This is a genomic window from Pseudarthrobacter sp. W1I19, from assembly GCF_030817835.1.
Taxonomy (GTDB): domain Bacteria; phylum Actinomycetota; class Actinomycetes; order Actinomycetales; family Micrococcaceae; genus Arthrobacter.
Genome location: NZ_JAUSZR010000001.1, coordinates 2,416,482 through 2,440,460, shown reverse-complemented (window position 1 = coordinate 2,440,460; position 23,979 = coordinate 2,416,482). Strand labels below are relative to the sequence as shown.

The following is a 23,979-nucleotide window of genomic DNA, read 5'->3' as shown; positions in this document are numbered from 1 at the left end:
CGCCGCGTCAGGGGGCGTCGTCGCGTTTCGTCGCAAACGTTCGCAGATGGTCGACGGCGGTGTATAGCGATTCTCGCAGCGGTGTGATGTCGCCCGTAATCTGAGCGAGGAGGGCGCCCCCCTGGTAGGCGGCGAGGAACATGTGGGCAAGCCGCGCGGGGTCGGCCGACGAGTTGATGCGGCCGAGCCGCTGCATCCGCTCAAGTCCTCCTCGGAAGATGTCTTTCCACTCCTCGAAGACGCGTGCGAGCTCGTCATGGACGTCGAGATCGGTTTTGACGATCTCGCTCGCGAGGGCACCGAGGCTGCAGCCGTCCTCGAATGGGCGCCCGGAGAGCACATAGAAATCCGCCCAGTCCTGAAAAGCGTCGATGGTGTCGAAACCCGCGAAGCGTTGGCTGCGGTGGAATTCGAGGATGCTGCTGGCCTGCCAGTCGATGACGCCCAGGACGAGGCTCTCCTTGTTCGGGAAGTAGTGGGTGAGCTGGGAACCGCTGACGCCGGCGGCGGTGCGGAGCAGCTGGTTGTTCGTCGTGTGGACGCCCTTCGTGTAGATCAGATCGGCGGCATGGCGCAGGATGCGTGTGCGCGTCGACTGGCCCTTGTTGGTGAGTTTCTGCGGCGCCTCCGGGTTCGTGCTGCTCTCCATGCCACAACCTTAGCAAGCATATTGGGCTTGACAACCCACTTTGAGTGGTATTCACTTCCCTTATGGACGAAATCGTCCAGAATGGATAACTGGAGGTTTACAAGTAATGTCCCGATTGACCGCGCCTGCTCCTGAAGATGTGCCCGCCGGGGCGAGGAGCATCCTCGACGGAGTCCGGAAGCACTTCGGATTCGCTCCGGATATGTTCAACATGCTGGCGGCCAACCCCGCCGTGCTCGAGATCGTGATGTCTCTCCAGGGCAGTGTCGGGCGCCTCCTGGACGCGAAGACCCGGCACACGATCGCACTGGCCGTGTCACGTGCCAATGACTGCGATTATTGCCAGGCTCTGCACACATACACGTCGTCGAAGCTGGGGGGCATGGCGAGCGATGACATCGAGCTCGCGCTCACTGGCAGCTCCACCGATCCGCGTCGTGCGGCGGTGGCTCGTTTCGTGCAACGGGTGGTCGAAACCCGCGGTCAGGTGGGTAATGCTGACCTGGCAGCGGTACGTGGTGCTGGATACAACGACGCGGAAGTCCTGGCGATTGTTACCACCGCGGTGGTGTCCCTTCTCACCAACTACCTCAACAACGTCAACCGGACAGTCATCGACATCCCGGCCGACACGACAGAGTCAGCTTAAATGTCCGGCTCCGAGCTGTATGAGAGGTTCATGGCCCTGCACACCCGCGAGGGTGGACTCGTGATGCCGAACGCGTGGGATGGCCTCTCGGCGCAGCTCTTCGCCGATTCGGGTTTCGAGGCGATCGCCACATCTTCCTTTGCCCTCGCCGCGTCGCTCGGCCGGTTGGACGGGCGGCACCACGTCAGCCGCGGCGAGCATCTCGAGCATGCGGGCTTGCTCGCTCGCCTGACGGGCCTACCCGTTAACGGCGATTTCGAGGACGGGTACGGAGATACCCCCGAAGACGTGGCAGGAACGGTGAATGCTGCGGTCGATAGCGGGCTGGCAGGTATCGGGATCGAGGATACGTCCGGCGATCCCGACCGGCCTATCCGCGACTTCGATGAGGCCGTCGCCCGGGTGCGTGCGGCCGTCACGGCGGCAAAGGGGCGCATTGTAGTCACCGGGCGCACGGACAATTACCTGCAGGGGCGCCCCGATCTCGAGGACACGATCCGGCGCCTCACCGCCTTCGCCGAGGTCGGGGCCGACGTAGTCTTCGCGCCATTTCCGCCCGATCTGGATTCACTGGGCGCGATCGTTGCCGCGGTTGCACCGACTCCGGTCAACGTCCTCATCTCGCCGGCCGATGCTGTGCGGTCCGTCGCCGAGTTGCGCGCGGTGGGCGTGTGCCGGATCAGCCTGGGCCCGGCGCTCTACGCTCACGCGATGGGCGCGCTCGACGACGCGGTCACGGCGCTCCTGCGCGGCGACCTCGCGGACGCAACAACAGGCATGGACTTCGAGCGGATGGGCACCCTGCTCAACCGCCGCGGCTGATTCTCACCGAGTAACACCAATTCCTTATTCGACCTCGATCTCTCCCATCACGAAGGAAGACCATCCATGGATCTCGACAAGATCATGAACAAGCACCTGAGCCGCTATTTCGACGGCGGCAAAACCATCACGGAGGAGACGATTCAGCAGCTCCTGAAATTCCTGCGGTCGGCGCCCACGTCGACGAACATCCAACCCAACCACTTCTACGTCCTATCCACGCGAGAGGGCAAGGAGAAGCTCGCCGCGAACCTCGGCGAACGTTTCGCCGACAACGGGGAGAAGATCCTCAACGCCTCGCACACGATCATCATGACCACGCGGGCGGACGTGCCCGAGCATCACCTCAAATCGGTGTTCGCGAAAGAACGGGTTGACGGCCGGTTCCCGGACCCGGCCAAGCAGGAGCGGTGGGAGTACATGACCCGCGACTTCGTGAATCTGCGTAACTTCACCTACAAAGACACGTACCACTGGATGGAGAAGCAGACCTATATGGTGATGGGTCTGACGATGATGGCCGCCGCTGAGCTCGGCGTCGAAGCGATGCCACTTGAAGGCTTCGACCCGGTCACCGTCGACAAGGCCTTCAACATCCGCGAGACCGGACACACCAGCACCGTGCTACTGGCGCTGGGCTACCCCGACGAGGCGAAGCAGTATAAAACCCCGGTCTCCCGTTTCGAGCCCGAGCGTCTGTTCACCTTCGCCTGAACCGCCCAGCCAGGTCGGGCCGTGACGAACCTATCGACGACACAGCAGCAGAGGAGCTGAGCGACCTTGGAGGGACAAGAGCTGCAGGCTATAGCGAACGAGCGTGCAAGCGGGCTGCCGGAGGTGACAGTAGAGCACCGTGTCAGCCCGAATTGGGAAACGTACAAGGTGGGCGGCAAGGTCTTCATGCTCATGACCGACCTGCCGGGGCACCCAGTGGTGATCGTCAAGGCCGATCCGGAGGAGGCTCTTGTGCTACGTGAGCAGTACGCGGAGATAACGGCCGGCTACCACATGGACAAAAAGCACTGGATCACGGCAGCGGGCGGACCGGGCCTCCATAGAGACATGGTGAATGTGCTCGTCGCCGACTCGTACCAGCTCGTGGTCGAGAAACTGCCGAGATCCGCGCGACCCGTGAACCGGGCGCATAAAACGACAACGTGACCTGAAACTCGTCAATTCAGAAGGAGAAATCATGAGCGGCCTTGGTGTTCGATCCGGGAATGACGGACCCGAGATCCTCGATCTTCCTCAACCCCGTCACCCGAGGCCGTTATCCTGGACGTGGTCGCAACAGGCATCGGCCCGTGGGATGCTCTACTCCATACAGGCGGGTGGGACGTGGATCGTGTACCGCCGGCAGCGCTGGGCGTCGAAGCCGTGGGCCGTGTCCCCGGACTGGCCCGGACGAGACAGAGTTCCGCACGGGCGACATCGTGCTCGTCCAACGGCACCCGCTTTGGTGCGGCCACCGCGCTGACGGTGGCGGAGGTGGATTTGCTCTTCCAAGCCGCCCACCGCCGGGATCAGGAAGGCCTGGAAGCAGGGCGGGCAGAACCAGTACCGCGTCGGGGCGACGAAAACACGTGCCGGTAAGCGGACGATAGGGTTGAATCCTGCCGTGAGTGGGCTGCTGATCCCGCTGCTTTCGACCAGGCCAGGAAAGGAACTTGCGGTCACGACGCCCAGGGCGGGCGCATCATCCACAAGCTCCACTGGCACCACTGCTGGGTACCTGCGGTTCGCACTGCCCAGGCACTCGGCCTGACCCGGAACCCGCAGATCCACGACCTTCGTCACACCACGCGTCCTGGCTGATCCAGGAATCATGCGCCCTTGTTCACCATCTCGCTCCGGCTCGGGCATGCCTCTAACTGGAACAGTTGCACTGTTCTTTGGAGGTCCCGTGCAGATCATTATCACTTCGGAACACATGCTGGAAATCGTAAAGTTGAGCCAGATCCTCCCTCGGCAGCACCGGTTTCTCGCTCTCCGGCAGTGGTCCGGTGACGAAGGAAAGGCTCATTGCCACTCGGTCCCAAGTCAGGTTGGCTACGGCGCGTTGAGTAAGTGTGACGTTCCCCGTGAGGGCCATGGTTTGAACAGCGAGGCAACCAGTGGCACTAAAGCGGACTTCCGCAGAGTTCCAAGGGCGCGGACGTGTGGCAGGCACCACGGATTCGGTTACCTGCTGCAGATGATGGTGGAAGCTAGCGTGGAACAACGCCCTATAACCAGAAGGACCATGAAGACCACCTGTTCTCCCGCCAAAGTCCTGACCGCCGTCACCGCGATGATGCTGGCTGGGTCATTAGTAGGTTGTGACGCCGCAGCCAACGCCCTTGAGATCATCGACCCTTCTCCAGGCATCGGTGCCTCGAGCACGGTAGATCAGGCAACTGCCGCCGACGCCCTCGTTCAGCTGGAGAGCATTCCGGTTAAGGGTCGCGCGCCAAAGACTGGCTATACCCGCGATGAGTTTGGACCGGCTTGGGCTGACGTTGACCGCAACGGCTGCGACACCCGCAACGACATCCTGGCCCGTGACCTGACGAGCGAAACTTTCAAGCCAGGCACCAACAACTGTGTGGTCATGACAGGAACACTGGCCGATAAGTACACCGGCACCACGATTACCTTCACGCGCTGCCAGGACACCAGCTCCGACGTCCAGATCGACCATATCGTTCCCCTCAGCGATGCCTGGCAAAAGGGGGCGCAACAGCTCAACGCTGACCAGCGCAAGGAACTCGCCAACGACCCGCTGAATCTCATGGCCGCCGACGGCCCGACCAATGGGGCCAAAGGTGACAGAGATGCAGCTACATGGCTTCCCCCGAACAAAGCTTTCCGATGTGAGTACGTCGCCCGCCAAACTGCTGTTAAGGCGAAATACCGTCTCTGGGTCACTCAAGCCGAGCGCGACGCAATCGCGACGATCCTACAGGGCTGCGGTTGATTGCTGGCGGCACTCCCTTATCCTGCGAGGAGGCTCGTGCGCCGCTTGACCAGCTTTAGTCGAGTGGCAGCAGCGGCGCACATCGGCCGCCGGTGACCTTGGTGGTCATCGAGACACCAGCCTAACCAGGTTCAATGGAACGGCGTTCGTGCCTACTGCGGCAGCCAGTGCTCCACTGACCTCTCCCACAGTCCGGGGTCGGTGTTCCATTCCTGGGTGTGCCGGCCGGCAGGGAACCGGACAAGTGTCACGCTGTCAGGGTGGAGTGCGGCGTACTTGGCGCTGACGCTGATCGGTGTGCTCGTGTCGGCGTTGCTGTGCAGGACGAGAACCGGGACTTCGGGCTCTATGGAGGTGAAGTCCAGGTCATTCAGTTTCAGGGGTTGGTTCAGCCCGGCCAGCCGGTACAGGGGTCCGCGGAGGATCCACAATGCCGTTCCGGACAGAAATACGGGGAGTCGTGCCGCCGCCGTGTTGAAGGACAAAGTGCTGTCCCAGTCCAGGACGGGAGCGGTGAGGACAAGTCCGTCGATGCGATCCTTCTGCGGTGACGTGTGCGCGGCAGCCAGGGCCATGGCGGCTCCCATTGACCAGCCCGAGAGGATGATGGAGTCTGCTCCGCGGCTGGCAGCGTAGCCGATGGCTGCATGGACGTCATCGATCTCAGTATGGCCGAGGTGGTGTTTGCCGTCGGTAGTGGCCGGCGCATCACCGTCACCGGCAAAGGAAATCAGGAGTTGGGTGTATCCAAGGCGGTTGAAGAGCGGGGCGGTCCGAACGCCAGTGGCGCGGCGGCCGCCCAAACCGTGGATATGGATGACCCATCGCCGGGCGTCATCGCCAGGGACAAGCCATGCGGGGGCCGGCCCTGGCAGCCAGACGTCGCTGCTGGGCAATCCTGCCTCCTCAGGTGTCGGGTAGGTGTACCCGGACCAGTAGCCTGAGGTGCCTGCCTCCAGAACGCCGGCGTAGACCTTCTCCACAGCACGGGTGACCGTGCCTGCTGCCGGTTCACGGGAGAGGATTCGGCCGATCCTGGCATGGCCCGCCCGGTTGCCCCAATAGAGGCTGAACACGCCGGGGGAGAGGGTGTCCTCGTCTGCGTACAACGTCACTGTGGCGTCGTCTGCTGCCAGGATGCGGATCCGCTCGGGCCGTTCACCGGCAGGGGTGATGAGAGTGCGTGCGATGTGGAGGGAAGCGCCCGCTGCAGCAGAAACGATGACTGCGGTGGCAGTGCCGGCCAGGAGAAGTGCAGCTTTGGTCACGCTGACACTGTAGCGGCGGGGCGGCGGCCCGGCACGGGTGTGTGTGTAGTCAACGCCGTGCCGACCATGTAGCTTGCTCGTATGAAGCCGATCATCCTTCTCGACATCGACGGAGTGCTAAACCCGAAGGTCCGCCGCGGTGACGGCGACAGCCCGGACCCGCAACTGTCGGACGGGAAAGTGGCGCTCGTGCGGCGGCTCGCTACCAAAGGCCGGATCGCCTGGGTGTCGACCTCACCCGCGGATGTCCTGGCCGGACTGGAGGCGCAACTGCAGCTCGAAGTTGAGCCGCTGCGCGTGACCCTGGCGATGAAGGACAGCGACGTTGATAGGCCGACTCCGAAGCTCCGGTCCATCGCACGGTGGCTGGACCGGATGGAGGCCGCGGGGGAGGCGGACTGGGACGCGGTCGTGTGGATCGACGACGTCCTCGGGCCGGACGTGCACGAATGGGCCCACAACTACGGCAAGCCAGTCCTCCTGGAGAAACCGAGCCCGGACCAAGGGCTGACGGAGGCGCATGTCGTGGCGGTCCAGGTCTTCATTGATGACCAAGGGGGTCGGAGGTCCGGACCCCATGGGCTGACCTAGTCGGGTGGGGCGAGATACTCCGCCACCATTCGCCTGAGACCCGCCGCGGATCCGGTCAGACCAACCAGCGCCACCAACGTGGCTGCTCCGGTTCCGGTTCCGGCGTCGGTTCCGGCTCCGGCTCCTCGCCCAAGGCCAGCGCGGCCTCGACAATGTCGTCCGCGGTGAGCGTCATGACGGCCTCACGATCGAGCGCGTCGAGACTTTGTTCATTGTCGAGCGACAGCCGCAGCGCCTGGCGGTTGAGCGCCTGTTCGAACAGTGTGCGCGCGAACCGTGCGTTGCCGGAGTCTTCGCCCGCGTGGAGCCCGGTGAAGATGCGGCGCAGCACCTGGTCGGCACCCGGCTCCAGTATGTACTCGTGCTGGGCCAGCATCTGCTGGAAGATCGTCTGGAGTGCGTCGACGGAGTAGTCGGGGAACGTGATCTCGCGGGCGAACCGGGAGCGCAGTCCGGGGTTCGAAAGCAAGAAGGACTCCATCAGCCGCGGGTACCCGGCCACGATCACGACCAGGCGGTGACGGTGGTCCTCCATCCGCTTGAGCAGGACCTCGATCGCCTCGGGGCCAAAGTCCATCCGTCCGTCCTCCGGTGCCAGCGCGTAGGCCTCGTCGATGAACAGGACGCCGTCCAGCGCACGCCGGATCACCCGGTCCGTCTTGATAGCGGTCGCACCGACGTATTGCCCCACCAGGCCCGAGCGGTCGACCTCGACCAGGTGGCCTTTCTGCAGCAGACCGACCGCACGGTACATCTCGGCCAGGAGCCGCGCCACGGTGGTCTTGCCCGTGCCCGGGTTTCCGAGGAACACCAGGTGCTGTGATGTGGCCACCTCTGGCAGGCCGTGCGCCTTACGGCGGGCCTGGACCTGGAGCAGCGCGACGAGGGCCCGCACCTGTTCTTTCACGGTCTCCAGTCCGACCAGCGCGTCGAGCTCGGCCTGCACCTCGGACAGCGGGCGGGCGGGCCCGGGCCTCGCACCGATGAGATCGCCGACCAGGTCGTCGACGCGCTCCGAAGTGGGCAGCTTGAGCTGATCAGCCAGATGGCCGATGGTTTCGCGCAGGTCGTCGAGCGGATGCCGGCTGGGAGCCATGCATCCACTGTAGTACTCAATTCCGGGCCGGGGTGGGGTTGGCCGCACCAGTATCAACACCCTTTGGTCGTAATCCAGGACACGCCCGCCCTCGTCCGCGATACTGTCAGCGCCGGGAGCCCCATGGAGCTGTGACGGCTCCAGCGGTGGAGGCGGAGATCCATGAACTCGTGGATCTCACCTTGAATCTTGTCTACGACCTGCTCGAGGAGCGGGGCTTGCTCGGTGACACCAAGTTATGTCTAAGCCGCCCGTTCATCCGAGCTTTGGATCTCCACACTTTGGACTGCGCGTCCGACTTCGGCTGGCGCCCGGCGCCGGCCTTTGACCAGAACAATCAGCATCGTCAGGATGGTGACCATCCAGGCAATCGCGGCGAGGAACACCAGGCCGATTGCTACTAAGGGGTGCATGCCGAAAGTCTAGGACGATGCCGCTTCGATTCTCGGACGCAACTCCGCATCATCAGAGCCGGAATTTGCACCGTCCCGTGGTCGAGAGCCAGCACGGGAGATCGACGGCGGTGCCCTCAGGCGCAAAACGTGGTCATCAGCCCCGCCGTGGCCGCCCCGTCGTCGTGAATCCACGGTGATCTGCAAGCCCCTTCCGGCGCGGGAACACCAGAAACCGAGACCCACTAGATGAGTAAGTCCTATTGCTGTTGTGGGCGCGGGAGCTTTTAAAGTAGGGCGGAGAGTGTTAAGCCGGGTTTGTGAACACTCAGCTAAACACTCTCCTGACCACACTTTACGTCTATTTGGATGACCATGTGCTGCCGGACCTTGGTGTGTCCAGGGACCGGCGGCCGGGCCGCAAACCGGTTCTGAGCGACGCCGAGCTGCTCTGCCTGGCCGTGGCACAGCACCTGCTCGGCTTCTCCTCGGAGACCAGGTGGATCAGATACTCCCGGATCCACCTGTCCGGCATGTTCCCCGGCATCCCGCACCAATCCGGCTACACCAAGCGACTCCGGGCCGCGGGCCCGGTAATCGCAGCAGCCATCACCGCCCTGGCACGGGACACCCCGTCCTGGCATGAGGTCCTGCGCCTGGTCGATTCCACCCCCGTGCCGTGCGGCATGTCCCGGGAAACCGTCAAACGCTCCGACCTGTCCGGACACGCCGGCTACGGCTACTGCGCCTCCCATTCCCGGTTCTTCTGGGGCCTGCGTCTCTACCTGATCAGCACCCCCGACGGCATGCCCGTGATCTGGGGACTGGCTAATCCGAAGATCGGTGAACGCGAGGTCACCCAGGCCCTGCTCGAACACGACCACCACCTCATCAGCGCCGGGCAGGTCATCCTCGGGGACAAAGGTTTCGCCGGCCGCGACTTCGAACGGTTCATCACCGAGGACCTCCACGCGCACCTGATCCGCCCGGACCGCAAGGACGAGAAGCCCCGATTCGGCAAACTCGGCGGCATCCGGCAATGGATCGAATCCGTCTTCGACACCCTCAAAGGCCAACTCGGCCTCGAAGACCACGGCGGACGGACCATGGCAGGCGTCTACGCCCGGGTAGCCGCCAGACTCCTCGCCCTCGCCGCCGGCATCTGGCACAACTGGCGCATCAACGCGCCCCGCAAACGCTCACTCATCGCCTACGACCACTAATCCAATAGGACTTAATCATCTAGGGCCACCAGGACGAGCAGGGCGCCGGGCAGCAGGCCTGCGCGCAGCGGAGGGACCTTGCCAGCTGAACTGAAGATACAGGCCCCGATCAGCAGGTACGCCGCGACAGACCAAGGCAGCAGCTCGATCACCGGCACCTGGGAGAGACCAAATACCATCAGGCGTCAGGGCGATGACCACGACGCAGACCGCGGCAAACGTCTACGGGGGCGGTCCTGCCACATCGGGAGATTCCTACCCTGCGGTGGCGTCGAGTGGCCGTCCGCTTCCATCAAGGGGGACGCCCCGCTCGTCGATCAGGAAGTCCTCGATGACCATGCCAGTCGTGGTGTCGATGATAACGATGGAGTTGGCCGGCCAGGCTGGGTCGGGGACAAGGTGATAGTCAACATCCGAAATCAGCGTGCTGTTCTTCGCCCTGTTGAATGCATCGACAATTTTGCCGGTACGGGTGTTGACGGTCACCGTTTCTTCCGGAAGGCCTTCCGCGCTTCCGTGCACAGGGGTGGAGTTCCACCACCCTTCATAGCCGGCGATGGGACGATCTGCCACAGGCGTTCGAGCCGATGGTGGTTCATTGGAGTAGCCTGCTTGAAGGCCGACGACGGCGCCGCCGACCAGGACGGCAGCCGCACCGGCTATGCCCAGTACTCGTTTCATCTTTTCCCCCTTTTTGATGTGCGACAGCAGAATGCCGCCGCGATGAAGCAACTCGTAGGTCCTTGCCGTCGCCGATGAGCACAGTGCTCCGAACAGCAGCGACTTCGCGGAGATGCCGATGACCGGCCCATCACGCAGGTCGGCCCGCCACTGTTCCTCGCGGACTTCTCTGAGTCGGACCGGGGTCAAGGCCACGGCCACAGCAAGGACGGCCTCAGTGAACCTCACGCCCCTTGCCACTGGCCCTCGAGCGTTGCGGGCGCGGGCTTGGTGGCAGTCGTCCGGACCCTGGCCCGATGCGTGTTCACGTAGCCCTGTGCCAGGGGCCGGGCTTCAGCCAACAGCCGGTAGTAGCGCCGGCGCGGCCCTTTGCGATCCTGGGTGGAGTCCCATTCGCCCCGGATCCACCCGGCAACTTCAAGTCGGTCCAAAATTGGATAGACGGTGCCGGGTTTCTTGCCGACGTCCTTCACGATCTGCAGCCCCCACACAGTGTCGGCTGACAGCAGGGCCTCCAGGACCAGCGCGGTGGCGGGCGTGACACGCCCTAAGTTCTCCATGTGCTAAGTCTAGCTATATAGATTTAGAAGTCAACCCACCTGTTTTCATGTCTTATGGCAGGAGCAGCGGCACGATGGCTGGCCTTCCTAGGCGAGCGCGCGTATGGTGACGTCGGCACCGACAACTGGGCCGCCGTCGTCGTTCCTTGCCATCCCGCGCTATGAGCCCACCATGACCCGCCTTTGCGGCTAGACAGCAACCCGAGCGGACATGCGGATGCCGGGGCGTCTACAGCATTAAAGGCGACTGGTGGAGGTTTACAGCCCGGCCTGTTTGATCAGCTCCGTCAACCAGGGGCGGTGGTCACGATGGAATGCTATGCCTTCGGGCAGCCCCTGCACGGAGGGTTCGGACCCTTTGATGTCGATGGTGATCCGGCCTCCGGCCATCGGCGCGTTGGTGATGTGGACGTCGCCGTATGATTCGGGAAGTGCCGGGTCCATCCAGAGGCCGCCGCGGGAGATATGGGCGTCGTACCGCATCAGGCTCGTCACCAGCATGATCGGGGTGGTGGCTGCCCAGGCCTGTGGCGAGCATGCAGTGGGATAAGGGACGGGCTCGGCGATCTGGTCACGGCTGAACCCGCAGAAGAGTTCGGGGAGGCGGCCATCGGTGTAGTCGGCCGCCTCGAACAGGGCGGTGGCGATTCGCTGCGCCTCATCCACGAAGCCGTAGCGCATGAGCCCGGCGGCAATGATGGCGTTGTCGTGCGGCCAGACCGAGCCGTTATGGTAGCTGGCGGGATTGTAGGCGCCCATGTCGCTGGCGAGGGTTCGAACGCCCCAGCCGCTGAACATCTCGGGGGACATGAGCCGTTCCGCTACCTGCGGTACCTTGTCCTCGTCCACGATGCCGTGCCACAGGCACTGTCCCATGTTGGACGCGCAGGCGTCGACCTGCCGTTTTTCGCCGTCGAGGGCGATGGCGAAGTAGCCGCGCTCAGGCATCCAGAACTCTTCGTTGAACCTCTTCTTCAACTGGGCTGCTTCACCGGTGAGCTGGGCGGCCAAAGCCTCGTCGCCGGCGTCGAATGCCATCCATGCCCGGGACAAGAATGCGCTGTAGGCCAGCGCCTGGGCTTCGCAGAGGGCGATAGGGGGTTCGGCGAGCCGGCCGTCTGCGAAGTTGATGCCGTCCCACGAGTCCTTCCAGCCTTGGTTGATAAGGCCGGAATCGTTGAGGCGCTTGTATTCGACGAATCCGTCGCCGTCCTTGTCGCCATATTCCCTGATCCAGTCCAGTGCGCGGTCTGCGTGGGGCAGCAGCGCAGCGATGATGTCCTTGGCAAAGCCCCAACGGCTCACTGAGGCTACGGCCATCACGAATTGTGGAGTGGCGTCGACGCTGCCGTAGTAGGCGGATTTTCCACCCAGTGCCAGCCCGCCGGAAACCCCGAGCCTGACTTCGTGCAGGATTTTCCCGGGTTCCTCCTCGCTCATGGGATCCACCACGGTGCCTTGGCGGTCGGCCAGCGTCTGCAGTGTGCCAAGTGCCAGGGAAGGGTCCACGGGCAGTGCCATTTCGGATGCCCACAGCGCGTCCCGGCCAAAAAGGGTCATGAACCACGGCGCACCGGCGGCCACGACGATCCGCTCCGGATGCGCGGGATCCTCGATGCGAAGCGCGCCCAAGTCATCGTAGCTGCGCCGGAGGGTCCGCTCGATGGAACGGTTTCCGATGTGCAGTTTCGGAATCTTTGCTACCCATTCCTGGCGGCGGCGGTCGCTGGGGGATAGCTCACCGCTCAACGGACGGACGAACGACCCCGGTCGGGCGCCGTTGGTGGTCGGCACCACCGTGAGAAGGGTGCTCCACTGTCCGTGCGCCGGGATGACCGCCCGGTACGTCACGCCCTCGGTGGTCACCTCCGCGCCGCCGGCGTTGACGACGACGGCCTTCCGGACGTCCTGCCAGGCGCCCCTGATGGTCAGGGAGTCGCTTTCCGGGTGGCGGGATTGTGCCCAGTGCCGTTCGACGCGCGCCTCTTTCACTTCAAAAAGATCCGCGAAGTCCGATTCAACAGTGAGGGAGACCCTGCAATCAGCGGCCTCCGAGGAGTAGTTCCGGATGGTGATCTCCTCACGGATGCCGGCGCCGACTTCCCTCAGTCTTTCAACAATCATGGGGCTGTCCGCGTAACCATCGGAACGGGGAACACGGCCAATGAACAAGGCCCGGTAGGGTTCCTGCGTTGAGGCTGTCAACGGCTCCAGGACCTGCCCGTTGACTGTCAGGTTCCAGCGCGACAGGATGCGGGTGTCCTCATGGAAAACGCCATGCGGATGTTCCGGGTGGATGTCTCCATTCGCTGACGAAATGCAGAAGGAAGGCCCCTCCACCAAAGTGACAGTGCCGGCCCCCACCGGCCCGGCAGCCGTGTCAGCATTCCATCCAGCCATCCCGGTCTCCTTTTTGACGGTTCAAGAAGGTGGCGAGGCTGCCCGAGTACGGGCCCGCCGTCGATCGCTGCCTTACTCCAATGCAAACGACGCTACGCCTGCAGGCCCTTTGACGGTAGGAGCTAACTGCAGCAGCTGCCTACGGTTTTCGTGTTTGAGCGTTATCTGAAATGCCGTTCGGATGGCGGTGCCGGCGGCGTGCGCTCCCGCCGCCGTCTTGCCCTGTTGCTCCTGTTACCTATTGGTCCCGGGCGATTGTCATCTCGACATCGTCCGGAAGGTTCTCGAAGACGCTCAGGTCCGAGGTAATCTCGCCCATCTTGGTGAGGGTGCCTGCAGGTGGGCACCGAAAACTGTTTTGCTTCTGCGCGCTTCAGCTGATCCTGTCCGGTGAACGCTTTCTACAGCCACTGAATGTCCGGCGCACAGACCATCGCGCCTGGAAAGAAGACCCCCAATATCACTTTCTCAGGTGATTTCCTCCCGCGGAAAAGCGTGGCGATAGCAGGAGCCGTGGCCTCGAAGTAGATCTTGCGCTAAGCAGGGCGATTCTCGAAACTCGAGACTAGGCAGCTTTGGGCGGATCCGATATTGGGGGTTGAGGTAATCAATGGATATTGAACCGGAAGTCGGCGAACCCGATGCGGGACCTTGGCAAGCCGAGTCGCTGGAGGGTCTCGTGCGGAGGCTGCTGCCGGCAGCACGGCACCGTCCGAACCGGCCCTGGATTGTAGCGGTAGATGGACGGAGCGGGTCAGGCAAGACCACCCTCGTTGAGCACCTACTGGCTCAAGTTCCGGACTCAGCAGCCGTCCACACGGACGATGTAGCGTGGCATCTCTCGTTTTTTGACTGGGCCGATCAACTCCGTGACGGCGTCCTCGAACCACTGGTTAAAGGTGAGGCAGTCCACTATCGTCCGCCGGGCTGGGTGGCCCGAGAACGTCCAGGTGCCATAGCTGTACCCGCCGGGCGTTCGGTGGTGTGGGTGGAGGGGAGCGGGTCATCACGCCGAGCGCTCTCCCATCTCATCGACGCTTCGATTTGGGTGCAATGCGACAACGTTGAAGCCCGACGGCGACTCAGGGCTCGAGATGGGCAGGAAGAAGAAGAGTTGCACAGGGAGTGGGAAGAAGAAGAAATTCCCTTCCTGCTTGAAGACCGGCCATGGGAGCGGGCTGCAGTGATCGTGGCCGGAATGTCGGCCGTCGAACACGATCCGAAAACGCAGGTAGTAACGGCTCAGCCGGCACCAGCACGCGCGGAGATCACCTGATGCAGGAACTTACTCTTGCCAACGGCGGGCACCTTTGGATGGTTTGATTAGTCGGTGCTCGGTCTCAGACGCCTCGCGGTCCTTGTCCTGTTTGCGGTTTGTGTCACTACCGCTGCCTTGTCCTGGGTGCTTGGGCAGCGTGGCGCGGACCCACGTCCTGCCTTTTCTCCACCACCGCGAGCCAGCGCTGAGCTCGAGATGCTTTCCTCCGGCATGACCACGGCCGTGAACGTCACCAGAAATCCGGATACCGACTGGGTTGTTCGGGCGGCCGGGCAAACCGGGATCCCAGAACGCGCGCTGCGCGCGTACGTTGCTGCGGCGGAGACAGTAGATGCTGCTGCTCCGATGTGCGGGATCGGTTGGAACACTGTTGCGGCCCTCGGTTTCGTTGAGACAGCACACGGGACGTATGGTGGCGGCAGCCTGACCGCTGCGGGGCAGGTGAGCCGTCCGGTAGTGGGCCCGGTCCTTGACGGTGCCGGATTCGCCGCTATCGCCGACACCGACGGGGGTGCCCTGGACGGGGATGCCCGCTGGGACCGTGCGGTGGGGCCCATGCAGTTTATTCCTTCCACCTGGCAGCTCGTAGGGCGGGACGGAAACGGGGATGGAGCGGCGGATCCGTTCAATATTGACGATGCGGCCCTCAGCGCGGCGACCTATCTGTGTGCCCGCGGCCGTGACATCACAACCGCGGAAGGTTGGACCGCCGCGATCTATGCCTACAACCAATCCGAGGCCTACATTCAACAAGTTCGTGACAAGGCGACGGAATACGCTGCGGTGACAGGTGCGGTCACGGTGCGGTAAGCGCCGAGGCCACCGCTTTGCCCAGTTCTTCGGTGGTGGCCTTGCCGCCCATGTCGGGTGTTAGAGTTTCGGGTCCGCGGGCGAGCACGTTTTCCATCGCGGTGGTGATGGCGGCGGCTGCTTCGGCTTCGCCCAGGTGATCCAGCATCATAGCGGCGCACCAGATTTGCCCGACGGGGTTGGCGATGCCTTTGCCGGCGATGTCGGGGGCGGAGCCGTGGACCGGTTCGAAAAGGCTGGGGAACTTTCGTTCGGGGTTGATATTGCCGCTGGGGGCGGTGCCGATGGTTCCGGTGCAAGCCGGTCCGAGGTCGGAGAGGATGTCACCGAAGAGGTTGCTGGCCACCACGACGTCGAACCAGTCCGGGTGCATGACGAAGTTCGCCGCGAGGATATCGATGTGGTACTTGTCCACATCGACCCCGGGGTAAGCAGCGGCCATGGCCTGCACGCGTTCGTCCCAGTAGGGCATGGTGATGGAGATGCCGTTGCTCTTGGTGGCTGAGGTCAGGTGCTTCTTGGGGCGGCTTTGCGCCAGGTCGAAGGCGTATTTGAGGATGCGGTCCACGCCGGTGCGGGTCATGACGGTTTCCTGGACCACGGTTTCGCGGTCGGTGCCCTCGAAGATCTTCCCGCCGATGCTGGAGTATTCGCCTTCGGTATTTTCGCGCACGACGTAGAAGTCGACGTCGCCCGGGGCACGTCCGGCCAGGGGGCTGGGAACGCCTGGCAGGAGCTTGACCGGGCGGAGGTTGACGTACTGGTCAAAGTGACGGCGGAACTGCAGGAGGCTGCCCCACAGCGAGATGTGGCCGGGGACGACGTCAGGCCACCCGACGGCGCCGAAGAAGATGGAGTCGAATTGGTTCAACTGGTCGAACCATCCGTCGGGGAGCATTTTGCCGTGCCGGGTGTAGTAGTCCGCGGAGGCGTAGTCCAGGTGCTCGTATTCGAGGTTGAGGTCGAAGGTTGAGGCTGCGGCGTCCAGGACGCGCAGTCCTTCGGGCAGCACTTCGGTGCCGATTCCGTCGCCGGGAATGACTGCGATGCGGTGTGGTTTCGACATCAGGGATCCTTCTTTATCTGTTCGCGGTTTTCGGGTCAGCGGTCGGCCGGGTGTGCCGGTTTGCGGTTTTCGAGGACGTCGATGACGGCCTGGGCCGCTGCCAGGCCGGCCCGGGTCCGGGCTTGGGCTGTCTGGCCAGCGAGGTGGGAGGTGATGAGCACGTTGTCCAGGCCCCGGAGGGGGCTGTCGTCGGGCAGGGGTTCGCTCTGGAGCACGTCCAGCGCAGCCCCGGCGATGGTGCCGTCGGCTATTGCTTTGGCCAAGGCTTCTTCATCCACGAGTGAGCCGCGGGCCGTGTTGATGAGGACGGCGGTGGGTTTCATCGCTTCCAGCCGGGGCGCGTCAATGAGCGGGCCGGTGTGCTGGCCTGCACGGGTATGCAGGGAGAGGTAGTCAGCATTCCGGATGACGGTGTCGAGACCGGTGAACTGTATTGCGGTGTTGTCCGGGTCGGGGTGGCGGGTGCTGGCCAGGACATTCATGCCCAGGGCGGCGCCCAGGTTTGCGGTGGCGCGTCCGCTGGGACCGTAGCCGATGATGCCGAGGGTAGAGCCCCGCAATTCATGGCCGGCGTCGCGGGGCCAGCCTCCCTGGCGGACGGCGGTGGTGACCTCGGAGAGGCGGCGCGCCGCCATGATGATCAGCCCGATGGTGAGTTCGGCGACTGAGTGGTGGTTGGTCCCGGGAGCGTTGCAGACCCTGATTCCTTGTGCGGTCGCGGCCTGGATGTCGATGGAGTCGTACCCGACCCCGCTGCGCGCGATGACTTTGAGCGACGCCGCATGTGCGAGCATGACGGCGGTGACCGGTTCGCTGGCGAGGATCGCTCCGGATATGCCGTCGAACAGTGCGCGGCGTTCCTCATAGGGCCGCGGGCCTCGAAATGGCGAGTAGACGGGTTCCAAACCATGATCGCGCAGCAGTTGGTCGACGCCATCCCCAGGATGGAGGTAATCGGTGGTGATCAGTATGCGAAGGGCCATGGTGTTCCTCGTCGATGGTGTGGCGGGGGGAGCTCCCGTGTGAGGTGCGCACGTGTCAGGGCCGCCGCGGTGCACGGCGGCCCTGACATTGTTTAGTGGGCGTCGACAGTATCGGCTTCCACCGGCTCAGGCGTTCTCGCCTCGAGCTGGTTCTTCTTCTGTCCGGAGGCGTGCAGGGCCTTTCGGGCCTGCTCGGGGTCGAAGTCCTTTTCCCATTTACCGATGACGACGGCGGCCATCGCGTTTCCGAGGACGTTGATGAACACCCGGCCTTCGTTCAGGAGGCGGTCGATGCCGACGATGAGGGCGAGGGCAGCGAGCGGGATGCCGCCGACGGAGCTCAGGGTGCTGGCCAGGACGATGAACGCGCCGCCGGCGATACCGGCCGTGCCCTTGCTGGTGAGCATCATGACGCCGACCATGACCAGTTGCTGTTCCCAGGAGAGGTCCATGCCCACGGCCTGGGCCAGGAACACTGAGGCCATGGTGAGGTAGACGGCGGATCCGTCGAGGTTGAAGGAGAACCCGGAGGGGATGACGATGCCGACGGTGGACTTGCCGACACCCATGTTTTCGAGTTTCTTGATCAGCTGCGGCAGGACGGCCTCGCTGGAGCAGGTGCTCAGGGCGATCAGGAGCTCGGCCTTGAAGTAGCGCATAACGGTGAAAATGTTCATTCCGCAGGCGCGGGCGATCGTGCCGAGGATGACGAGGACGTAGACGATGCAGGTGGCGGTGAACAGCAGGACGAGGATGCCCAGTTGCTGCAGGCTTTGGGTGCCGTAGTTTGCCACGACGGCGGCCAGGGCGCCGAAGGTGCCGATCGGGGCGAGACGCATGACCCAGCCGACGATCTTGAAGATCACCACGGAGAGGGCCTGGATGCCTTTGGTGAGGAACTTACCGGATTCTCCGGAGACGTTCATCGCGGCGCCGAACAGGATGGAGACCATGAGGGCGGCGATGATCGTGTGCCCGGTCAGCGCACCGAACAGCGATTCGGGAATGATGTTGTTGACGAATTCGAGGCCGTCGAAACCCTTGCCGGCGGCGGCGGGGACCTTGCTGGCGTCCAGCTTGTCCGGGTCGATGTTCATACCTCCGCCGGGTTTGAAGACGTTGGCGACCACCAGGCCGATGAGCATGGATACCAGTGACAGGACGATGAAGTAGCCCAGCGCCTTCACTCCGATGCGGCCGGCCTTGCGAAGGCTGTCCATGGAGGCGATTCCCAGGGAAACGACGCAGAACACCACGGGGATGACGATCATTTTCACCAGGGCGATGAACCAGTCACTGAGGGGTGTGAGCTGCTTGCCGACGGAGGGCAGGAGGAAGCCGACGGCGATGCCCAGGACGGCGCCCAGGACAACTTGGAACCAGAGTTCGCGCAGCAGGCGCCCGAACCTGGAGCGCTGCCGCGCCGGGGAGGAATGCTGCGGGTTCTTAACAGTGTGGGACGACATCTAGGGTGCTCCTTTGCACGTCAGACTTGGGGTGGGAGGAAAGGTCCGGTCCCGGGCAGTGGTGCTGCCCCGGGACCGGGCACGAAAAGCTGGTCTTACTCGTGCAGCCCGCGCAGGACCTTGTAGAACTCGGCCTTGCCTTCCAGGCCGATGCCCGGAAGCTCGCCGGGGGCTACGCGGCTGTTGACGATGACAGCGTCGTCGGTGAAGCCGCCGGTGGGCTGGAACTCGCCCGGGTAGGACTCGTTGCCGCCGAGTTTGAGGGCGGCGGCGATGTGCAGGGAGAACTGGTGTCCGCCGTGCGGGATGCAGCGGCGGGAAGACCAGCCGTGCTGGGCGAGCATGTCCTGGATCCGGCGGTATTCGGTCAGCCCGTAGCTGAGGGCAGGGTCGACCTGGATGAAGTCGCGGTCCGGGCGCATGCCGCCATAGCGGATCAGGTTCCGGGCATCCTGGAGGGAGAACAGGTTCTCTCCTGTGGCGATCGGGTTCCTGTAGTGCTCCGAGAGGGTGGCGTTCAGGGCGTAGTCCAGCGGGTCGCCGACTTCCTCGTACCAGAACAGCCCGTACTGGTCGATGGCTTTGCCGTATTCAAGGGCGGTTTCCAGGTCGAACTTGCCGTTGACGTCGACCATGAGGCGGGAGCCGTCGCCGTTGAGGACCTCGAGGACAGCTTCGACGCGGCGGAGGTCTTCGGCGAGGTCGGCGCCGCCGATCTTCATCTTGACCACGTTGTAGCCCTTGGCCAGGAACCCCCGCATTTCGTTCTGCAGGTCCTCCAGCGACTTGCCCGGCGCGTAGTAACCGCCGGCGGCGTAGACGAAGACGTCCTTGTCCGGGTTGCCGTCGCCGTAGTGGTCCGAGATCCAGCGGTAGAGCGGTACGCCGGCGATTTTGGCGGCGAGGTCGTGCAGTGCCATGTCGGCAACGCCGACGGCGACCGAGCGCTCACCATGGCCACCGGGCTTCTCATTGGACATCATCAGGTCCCACGCCTTTTCCGGTGAGAGCTGGCCGTCCTCATCGAGAAGGTCCTCCGACGGTGCGTCGAGCAGGCGGGGGAGAATGCGCTCTTCCAGGATGGCAGTCGCGTTGTAGCGGCCGTTGGAGTTGAATCCATAGCCCACCAAGGGCTTTCCGTCGACAAAAACATCGCTCACCAGCGCGATGATCGTGCAGTCCATCTTGGTGAAGTCGATGAAGGCATTGCGGATCGACGAGCTGATGGGAATGGTACCTACGTGGGCGGAAACGATTTTCATCTTTGAGTCTCTCTTCGCTGGGATCTTATTTCTTATAAGACCAGCGCCAAGCCTGTTCCTCGAAAAGGGAGGGGAGTGGCGCTCGCGCGAATATCTTATAAGACCTTGACTCAAGCGTAGGGGATCAGTGACGGGCAGCACAAGCTAGCGGAGCGAAATTCTTATAAGATGTTCCAGACGAGGAACTGGGATGCCACTTTCCCAAAAGAGAAGCGGAGCAGCGATGGACACCAGGAACGTCTTTTCGAGTAAAGGCAGTCTGGCGTACAGCGAACTTCGCCAACTGATCCTCTCCGGGAGCCTGGCCCCGGGGTCGCGCATCTCCCAGTACGAACTCGCTGACAATATGCAGATGAGCATCACCCCCCTGCGTGAAGCGATCCGCCGGCTCTCCAGTGAGGGCCTGATCATCATGGACACCCACCGCGACTCCCGCGTGGCTGACATGAGCGCTGCCGAGGCCCGGGAACTGCTGGAGGTCCGTCTGTCGCTGGAACCGTCAGCGACCGAATTGGCCGCGTACCGCCGGACCGACGCTGACATTGAGGCCATCCGGATAGCTGCGGAAAAGCTGCTGCCGGTCACTCGGGTCTGGGGCGAGGACGCCATCACGGCTCACCGCGATTTCCACCGCGCCGTCTACAGCGCGTCCCACAACACCACGATGATCAAGCTTCTTGATGACCTGTGGGACAAATCTGACCGCTACCGGCGTATCGGACTCGAACTGCCGTCCGGCGATGAGCCCCGAACGATTGACCTGAACCAGCACCACCAGATCCTTGAACTCATCGTTGCCCAGGATGGGGCGGGCGCGGCTGAACTTGCCAGGGTTCACATCGCCAACAGCCTCACAGCTGCAGCGACGGGAGCCCTGGAAGACCGCGAGAACGATCAGGCGCCGACCCGGAACAGTACCGCCTAATATCACGGCAACTTTTTCCGTTTGCAAAGGCTGCTCCAGCTACCGCAGTTGGCAGATGATTAGCGGGTTTCCTCACCGGTTACGTATTTAGCCTCGACTGACGCGAGAGAGAGCATGCCGTATGCGATGTCGGAAGCATTTCCGACATGGGGTGGCAGGGGGGCAGGATCGGAGTTGGCCGGCCCTTCCTTCATGCCAAGGCCTCGGGTTTAAAAAGCTCAAACGGTAGGCATCATTCGCCGGCCATACGGTCAACCTCGGACAACGCGATCCACGCTTCACAAATGGGCTACCGTCGCCAGCGTGGTTGCGCCTTTTGTCTGCCGACAAGCTGCCTCCCCGCTCGCTATGTGGAAGATTGCTTAGGACCAGCGGGCTTTGTGAATTGAGGTTTCTTTCCCAGTTTTCGATCTGCAGGGTTTCCCGGACCCAACCCCGCATGCGGTACATGGCCGGCCCATAGCAGCGTCCAGCTCTGCTCGGATGCTCTTCTGCTGTAAGGCATACTCCACGTGAGGGGGCTGCGCCGTAAGGTCGGCCATGGTCTCCGCGTATGAGGTTAGTCCGGTGGCGGCCGAGTGACTCTCCGCCAGGGCGGCAAGGTAGGCGGGCTGTTTGGGAGAGAGCGGTTTCGCTTGGCTCCGCCAAGTCGCCGAGTCATCAGGAAATTTGTCGGCCAGAGGCGCATTCCTTTCGATAATGGCTTATGCGTCACTGATGGTCCTTCGCATCACGCGGGCATCGTCAAGCATTCGTCGTAAAGCATGAAATTCCGAAGACAGGTTAACTTTCAGTGGGGACCCTGCCATGGATGTGAGGATGAATTTGATGATTTTTTCGAGATGACCCAAGGTCTCGACAAGGCCGGGCAGGGATTGCGGATCGTGTTTGAGCCCCGGTGTAGTTTGCTTCTCGGGCTCTTTGGCAGGCTCGGTGTCTTCAGTTAACGCCATACGCGGATAGTCCTTCGTGGGTTCTCGAATAACTAGGGGTGAAAGCATTCCAATTTAGCCCAGTTGCGCATCAGCTCGGTGACGAACGTGCGTTACTGAAAAAGCAGTTCTGGATTTAGGCCTCTGATGCCCAAGCTCTCCATTTCCGCACGTCGCAAAGCGTGCGGTGCGACCTGCGCGCAATCATTCCCAGTGCCTCAACACGTCAGGCAGTTCATCCACGTATACCGTCTGCGGAGGCTCGAAGTAGATCACCAGCACCTCATCACCCACGGCGAAGACGCTCGTCTTGTCGAAGGGGTGGGCGTGGAAAGCCATGGTGCCGCCGAGGTACGGCAGCATTACTTCGCCAATAGTGCCGGGCCCAATGCGCCCGGTTACCCGCCCGACCTTCCCGGTCAGGCTCCGGTCAACTTCCCGGTGCATCCTTTTGTCCCTAGGCGCCGGGAGCCGGGGGCGTCCGCTTGGGGTCCTTGCCGTTCTTGAGCGCCGAGGCAAGAGCGGGAAGGTATCCGCCCGCCTGGGCAAGTATCCCGCCGAGCATTTTATTGACGCCGTCGCCGCCATTCAGGACGGTCATCTGGCCCACGTGGGAGAACGGCTCGGCCGCTGCGGCAATGATGGCCGGCATGTTCTCGGCGAGCTGCTGCGAAATCACGGCGTCCTGGTTGGTCCCCAGGGCCTCAGCCCGCGCCTTGATGCCGTCCGCCTCAGCCAGCGCCTTTGCCTTGATGGCGGAGGCCGCAGCATCACCTTTGGCCTTGGTTGCCGCGGCTTCCGCCTCACCGGTGACCTTGGTGGCCCCGGCGGTGGCAGCCGCTGCGGTGGCGTTTGCCTGGGCCAGGAGTTCCGTCCGGCGGGCGTTGGCCTGGGCTTCAAGCTCTGTACGGCGTGCCAGAGCCTCGGCGCCGCTGATGTCCGCCGCCTTCTTGCCCTCCGCTTCGGTTCGCGTGGCGTAGGCCTTTGCATCGGCCGGTTTCCTCACGATCGTTTGGAGCTTCTGCTCTTCGCGGTCCGCCTCAAGCTTGGCCACTTCGGTTTCCTGGACCACCACCTGTTGCCTCGCGGTGGCATCGGCCAGCGGGCCGGCCTGGGCGGCATTCGCCTTGGCGCGTTCGGCGTTCGCCTGCGCTACCGACTGCCTGATCGCTGAAACGCTTTGTGCGTCCGCGATCAGGGCCGCCGCTTCTGCTTCCTTCTCTGCCGCCTCACGGTTGCGGGTGGCCTCGGCGATGCGTGCCTCCATCTTCACTTGGGCTATATGCGGTTTTGCGATGTTTTCGATGTATCCCGTGGGATCCTGCAGGTCCTTGATCTGCAGCGAATCCACCACAAGCCCGAGTTTTTCCATCTCCACACCGCTGGCGCTCCGGACCTGGGAACCGAGCTTGTCCCGTTCCCGGATGATCTCCTCCATGGTCATGCTGCCGATGATGGAGCGCAGGTGGCCCTCAAACACGTTGTACACCTGGCTTTCCATCTTGGGCTGCTGGCCAAGGAACCGCCGTGCCGCATTGGCGATAAACGGCGGTGCGTCGCCGATCTTGTAGATAACCACGCCCTCCACGATCACCTGGATGCCCTGGGACGTAACACAGGAGACCTTCAGCTCAGTTTCATTCAGCGTGAGCGACAAAGCCCTTACTGTTTGGAGGCCCGGAAGGACGAGCGCACCCTTCCCCGTGACAATCTTGAAATCCATCCCCGCCCGGGTTTCAAGGGTTCCGCGGGTCAGCCCGGAAATGATCAGGGCCTCGTTGGGCTCAGCCACCTTCCACATCAGCTTTGTTGCCACCCAAATAACGGCGATGGCGAACAGCACCCCCAGAATCGTGGCAAGAAGCGGAAAGAACGGTGAGAAGTCCGGCATGACCAAATCCTTTCAAGGAGTGGAACAGGCATCGCGTAAGGCTCCGATAAAACCCAGCCGTCCAACGTTGGAGGTCAA

26 protein-coding genes are annotated in these 23,979 nt (G+C 63.1%); 11 read left to right on the top strand and 15 right to left on the bottom strand.

The window, feature by feature from the left end; genetic code table 11:
* Window positions 1–7 precede the first annotated feature (7 nt).
* Complete coding sequence (locus QF038_RS11510; protein WP_307610270.1) at window positions 8–649, bottom strand: TetR/AcrR family transcriptional regulator; 642 nt, start codon at window positions 647–649, stop codon at window positions 8–10.
* A 106-nt stretch (window positions 650–755) separates the two neighbouring features.
* On the opposite strand from QF038_RS11510, the gene QF038_RS11505 reads away from it, so the two are divergent.
* From QF038_RS11505 to QF038_RS11480, 6 genes are all read left to right on the top strand, one after another.
* Window positions 756–1,298 carry a carboxymuconolactone decarboxylase family protein gene (locus QF038_RS11505; RefSeq protein ID WP_307610269.1) on the top strand — a complete coding sequence of 181 codons (543 nt, stop codon included), beginning with the start codon at window positions 756–758 and terminating at the stop codon, window positions 1,296–1,298.
* A complete protein-coding gene (locus QF038_RS11500) occupies window positions 1,299–2,120 on the top strand; it encodes an isocitrate lyase/phosphoenolpyruvate mutase family protein (RefSeq protein ID WP_307610268.1) in 822 nt (273 codons plus the stop codon).
* A gap of 66 nt (window positions 2,121–2,186) precedes the next feature.
* Complete coding sequence (locus tag QF038_RS11495) at window positions 2,187–2,834, top strand: nitroreductase family protein (protein ID WP_307610267.1); 648 nt, start codon at window positions 2,187–2,189, stop codon at window positions 2,832–2,834.
* Between the two features lie 66 nt (window positions 2,835–2,900).
* Window positions 2,901–3,281 carry an MmcQ/YjbR family DNA-binding protein gene (locus QF038_RS11490; protein ID WP_307610266.1) on the top strand — a complete coding sequence of 127 codons (381 nt, stop codon included), beginning with the start codon at window positions 2,901–2,903 and terminating at the stop codon, window positions 3,279–3,281.
* A 177-nt stretch (window positions 3,282–3,458) separates the two neighbouring features.
* Entirely contained in the window at window positions 3,459–3,713 is a 255-nt protein-coding gene (locus QF038_RS11485; RefSeq protein ID WP_307610265.1) for a hypothetical protein, read from the top strand.
* Between the two features lie 649 nt (window positions 3,714–4,362).
* Window positions 4,363–5,076 carry an HNH endonuclease family protein gene (locus QF038_RS11480; RefSeq protein ID WP_307610264.1) on the top strand — a complete coding sequence of 238 codons (714 nt, stop codon included), beginning with the start codon at window positions 4,363–4,365 and terminating at the stop codon, window positions 5,074–5,076.
* Window positions 5,077–5,228: 152 nt separating this feature from the next.
* Here QF038_RS11480 and QF038_RS11475 read toward each other — a convergent pair whose 3' ends face one another.
* On the bottom strand, window positions 5,229–6,344 hold the full coding sequence (locus QF038_RS11475; RefSeq protein ID WP_307610263.1) for a S9 family peptidase: 1,116 nt from the start codon (window positions 6,342–6,344) through the stop codon (window positions 5,229–5,231).
* A gap of 81 nt (window positions 6,345–6,425) precedes the next feature.
* Between QF038_RS11475 and QF038_RS11470 the strand changes: the two genes are divergently transcribed.
* The gene (locus QF038_RS11470) at window positions 6,426–6,935 is read left to right on the top strand and encodes an HAD domain-containing protein (protein WP_307610262.1); all 510 of its coding nucleotides are present in this window, start codon (window positions 6,426–6,428) and stop codon (window positions 6,933–6,935) included.
* A 55-nt stretch (window positions 6,936–6,990) separates the two neighbouring features.
* On the opposite strand, the gene QF038_RS11465 is transcribed toward QF038_RS11470, so the two are convergent.
* Window positions 6,991–8,031, bottom strand: coding sequence for an AAA family ATPase (locus QF038_RS11465; protein ID WP_307610261.1), 1,041 nt, complete (start codon window positions 8,029–8,031; stop codon window positions 6,991–6,993).
* Window positions 8,032–8,273: 242 nt separating this feature from the next.
* Entirely contained in the window at window positions 8,274–8,444 is a 171-nt protein-coding gene (locus QF038_RS11460) for a hypothetical protein (protein ID WP_307610260.1), read from the bottom strand.
* A gap of 299 nt (window positions 8,445–8,743) precedes the next feature.
* Here QF038_RS11460 and QF038_RS11455 point away from each other — a divergent pair, with 299 nt between their 5' ends.
* Window positions 8,744–9,646: an IS982 family transposase gene (locus QF038_RS11455; RefSeq protein ID WP_307610259.1), complete on the top strand. Its 903-nt coding sequence runs from the start codon at window positions 8,744–8,746 to the stop codon at window positions 9,644–9,646.
* An 11-nt stretch (window positions 9,647–9,657) separates the two neighbouring features.
* Here the strand turns inward: QF038_RS11455 and QF038_RS11450 are convergent, their stop codons facing one another.
* From QF038_RS11450 to QF038_RS11435, 4 genes are all read right to left on the bottom strand, one after another.
* Complete coding sequence (locus QF038_RS11450) at window positions 9,658–9,825, bottom strand: hypothetical protein (protein WP_307610258.1); 168 nt, start codon at window positions 9,823–9,825, stop codon at window positions 9,658–9,660.
* A 76-nt stretch (window positions 9,826–9,901) separates the two neighbouring features.
* Complete coding sequence (locus QF038_RS11445) at window positions 9,902–10,555, bottom strand: hypothetical protein (RefSeq protein WP_307610257.1); 654 nt, start codon at window positions 10,553–10,555, stop codon at window positions 9,902–9,904.
* Window positions 10,552–10,887, bottom strand: a complete 336-nt coding sequence (locus tag QF038_RS11440; RefSeq protein WP_307610256.1) for a PadR family transcriptional regulator — start codon at window positions 10,885–10,887, stop codon at window positions 10,552–10,554. The genes QF038_RS11445 and QF038_RS11440 overlap by 4 nt, the downstream gene beginning before the upstream one ends.
* 258 nt (window positions 10,888–11,145) lie before the next feature.
* Window positions 11,146–13,287 (bottom strand): glycogen debranching N-terminal domain-containing protein, encoded by a 2,142-nt coding sequence (locus tag QF038_RS11435; protein ID WP_307610255.1) that lies wholly within the window; start codon window positions 13,285–13,287, stop codon window positions 11,146–11,148.
* Window positions 13,288–13,897: 610 nt separating this feature from the next.
* On the opposite strand from QF038_RS11435, the gene QF038_RS11430 reads away from it, so the two are divergent.
* Window positions 13,898–14,563, top strand: a complete 666-nt coding sequence (locus tag QF038_RS11430) for a uridine kinase (RefSeq protein WP_307610254.1) — start codon at window positions 13,898–13,900, stop codon at window positions 14,561–14,563.
* A gap of 213 nt (window positions 14,564–14,776) precedes the next feature.
* Window positions 14,777–15,376, top strand: a complete 600-nt coding sequence (locus QF038_RS11425) for a lytic transglycosylase domain-containing protein (protein ID WP_307610253.1) — start codon at window positions 14,777–14,779, stop codon at window positions 15,374–15,376.
* Here QF038_RS11425 and QF038_RS11420 read toward each other — a convergent pair.
* From QF038_RS11420 to QF038_RS11405, 4 genes are all read right to left on the bottom strand, one after another.
* Window positions 15,363–16,442, bottom strand: a complete 1,080-nt coding sequence (locus tag QF038_RS11420; RefSeq protein WP_307610252.1) for a tartrate dehydrogenase — start codon at window positions 16,440–16,442, stop codon at window positions 15,363–15,365. The two genes, QF038_RS11425 and QF038_RS11420, sit on opposite strands and share 14 nt — an antisense overlap.
* A 35-nt stretch (window positions 16,443–16,477) precedes the next feature.
* Window positions 16,478–17,425 carry a phosphoglycerate dehydrogenase gene (locus QF038_RS11415; protein ID WP_307610251.1) on the bottom strand — a complete coding sequence of 316 codons (948 nt, stop codon included), beginning with the start codon at window positions 17,423–17,425 and terminating at the stop codon, window positions 16,478–16,480.
* Between the two features lie 92 nt (window positions 17,426–17,517).
* Entirely contained in the window at window positions 17,518–18,891 is a 1,374-nt protein-coding gene (locus QF038_RS11410) for a cation:dicarboxylate symporter family transporter (RefSeq protein WP_307610250.1), read from the bottom strand.
* A 95-nt stretch (window positions 18,892–18,986) separates the two neighbouring features.
* Window positions 18,987–20,153, bottom strand: coding sequence for a mandelate racemase/muconate lactonizing enzyme family protein (locus tag QF038_RS11405; RefSeq protein ID WP_307610249.1), 1,167 nt, complete (start codon window positions 20,151–20,153; stop codon window positions 18,987–18,989).
* 190 nt (window positions 20,154–20,343) lie between these two features.
* Between QF038_RS11405 and QF038_RS11400 the strand changes: the two genes are divergently transcribed.
* Window positions 20,344–21,078 (top strand): GntR family transcriptional regulator, encoded by a 735-nt coding sequence (locus tag QF038_RS11400; protein ID WP_307610248.1) that lies wholly within the window; start codon window positions 20,344–20,346, stop codon window positions 21,076–21,078.
* Between the two features lie 704 nt (window positions 21,079–21,782).
* On the opposite strand, the gene QF038_RS11395 is transcribed toward QF038_RS11400, so the two are convergent.
* The 3 genes from QF038_RS11395 to QF038_RS11385 form a co-directional block, all read right to left on the bottom strand.
* Window positions 21,783–22,031: a hypothetical protein gene (locus QF038_RS11395; protein WP_307610247.1), complete on the bottom strand. Its 249-nt coding sequence runs from the start codon at window positions 22,029–22,031 to the stop codon at window positions 21,783–21,785.
* Window positions 22,032–22,214: 183 nt separating this feature from the next.
* Complete coding sequence (locus QF038_RS11390; protein WP_307610246.1) at window positions 22,215–22,457, bottom strand: hypothetical protein; 243 nt, start codon at window positions 22,455–22,457, stop codon at window positions 22,215–22,217.
* 10 nt (window positions 22,458–22,467) lie between these two features.
* A complete protein-coding gene (locus tag QF038_RS11385) occupies window positions 22,468–23,901 on the bottom strand; it encodes a flotillin family protein (RefSeq protein ID WP_307610245.1) in 1,434 nt (477 codons plus the stop codon).
* Between the last annotated feature and the right edge of the window lie 78 nt (window positions 23,902–23,979).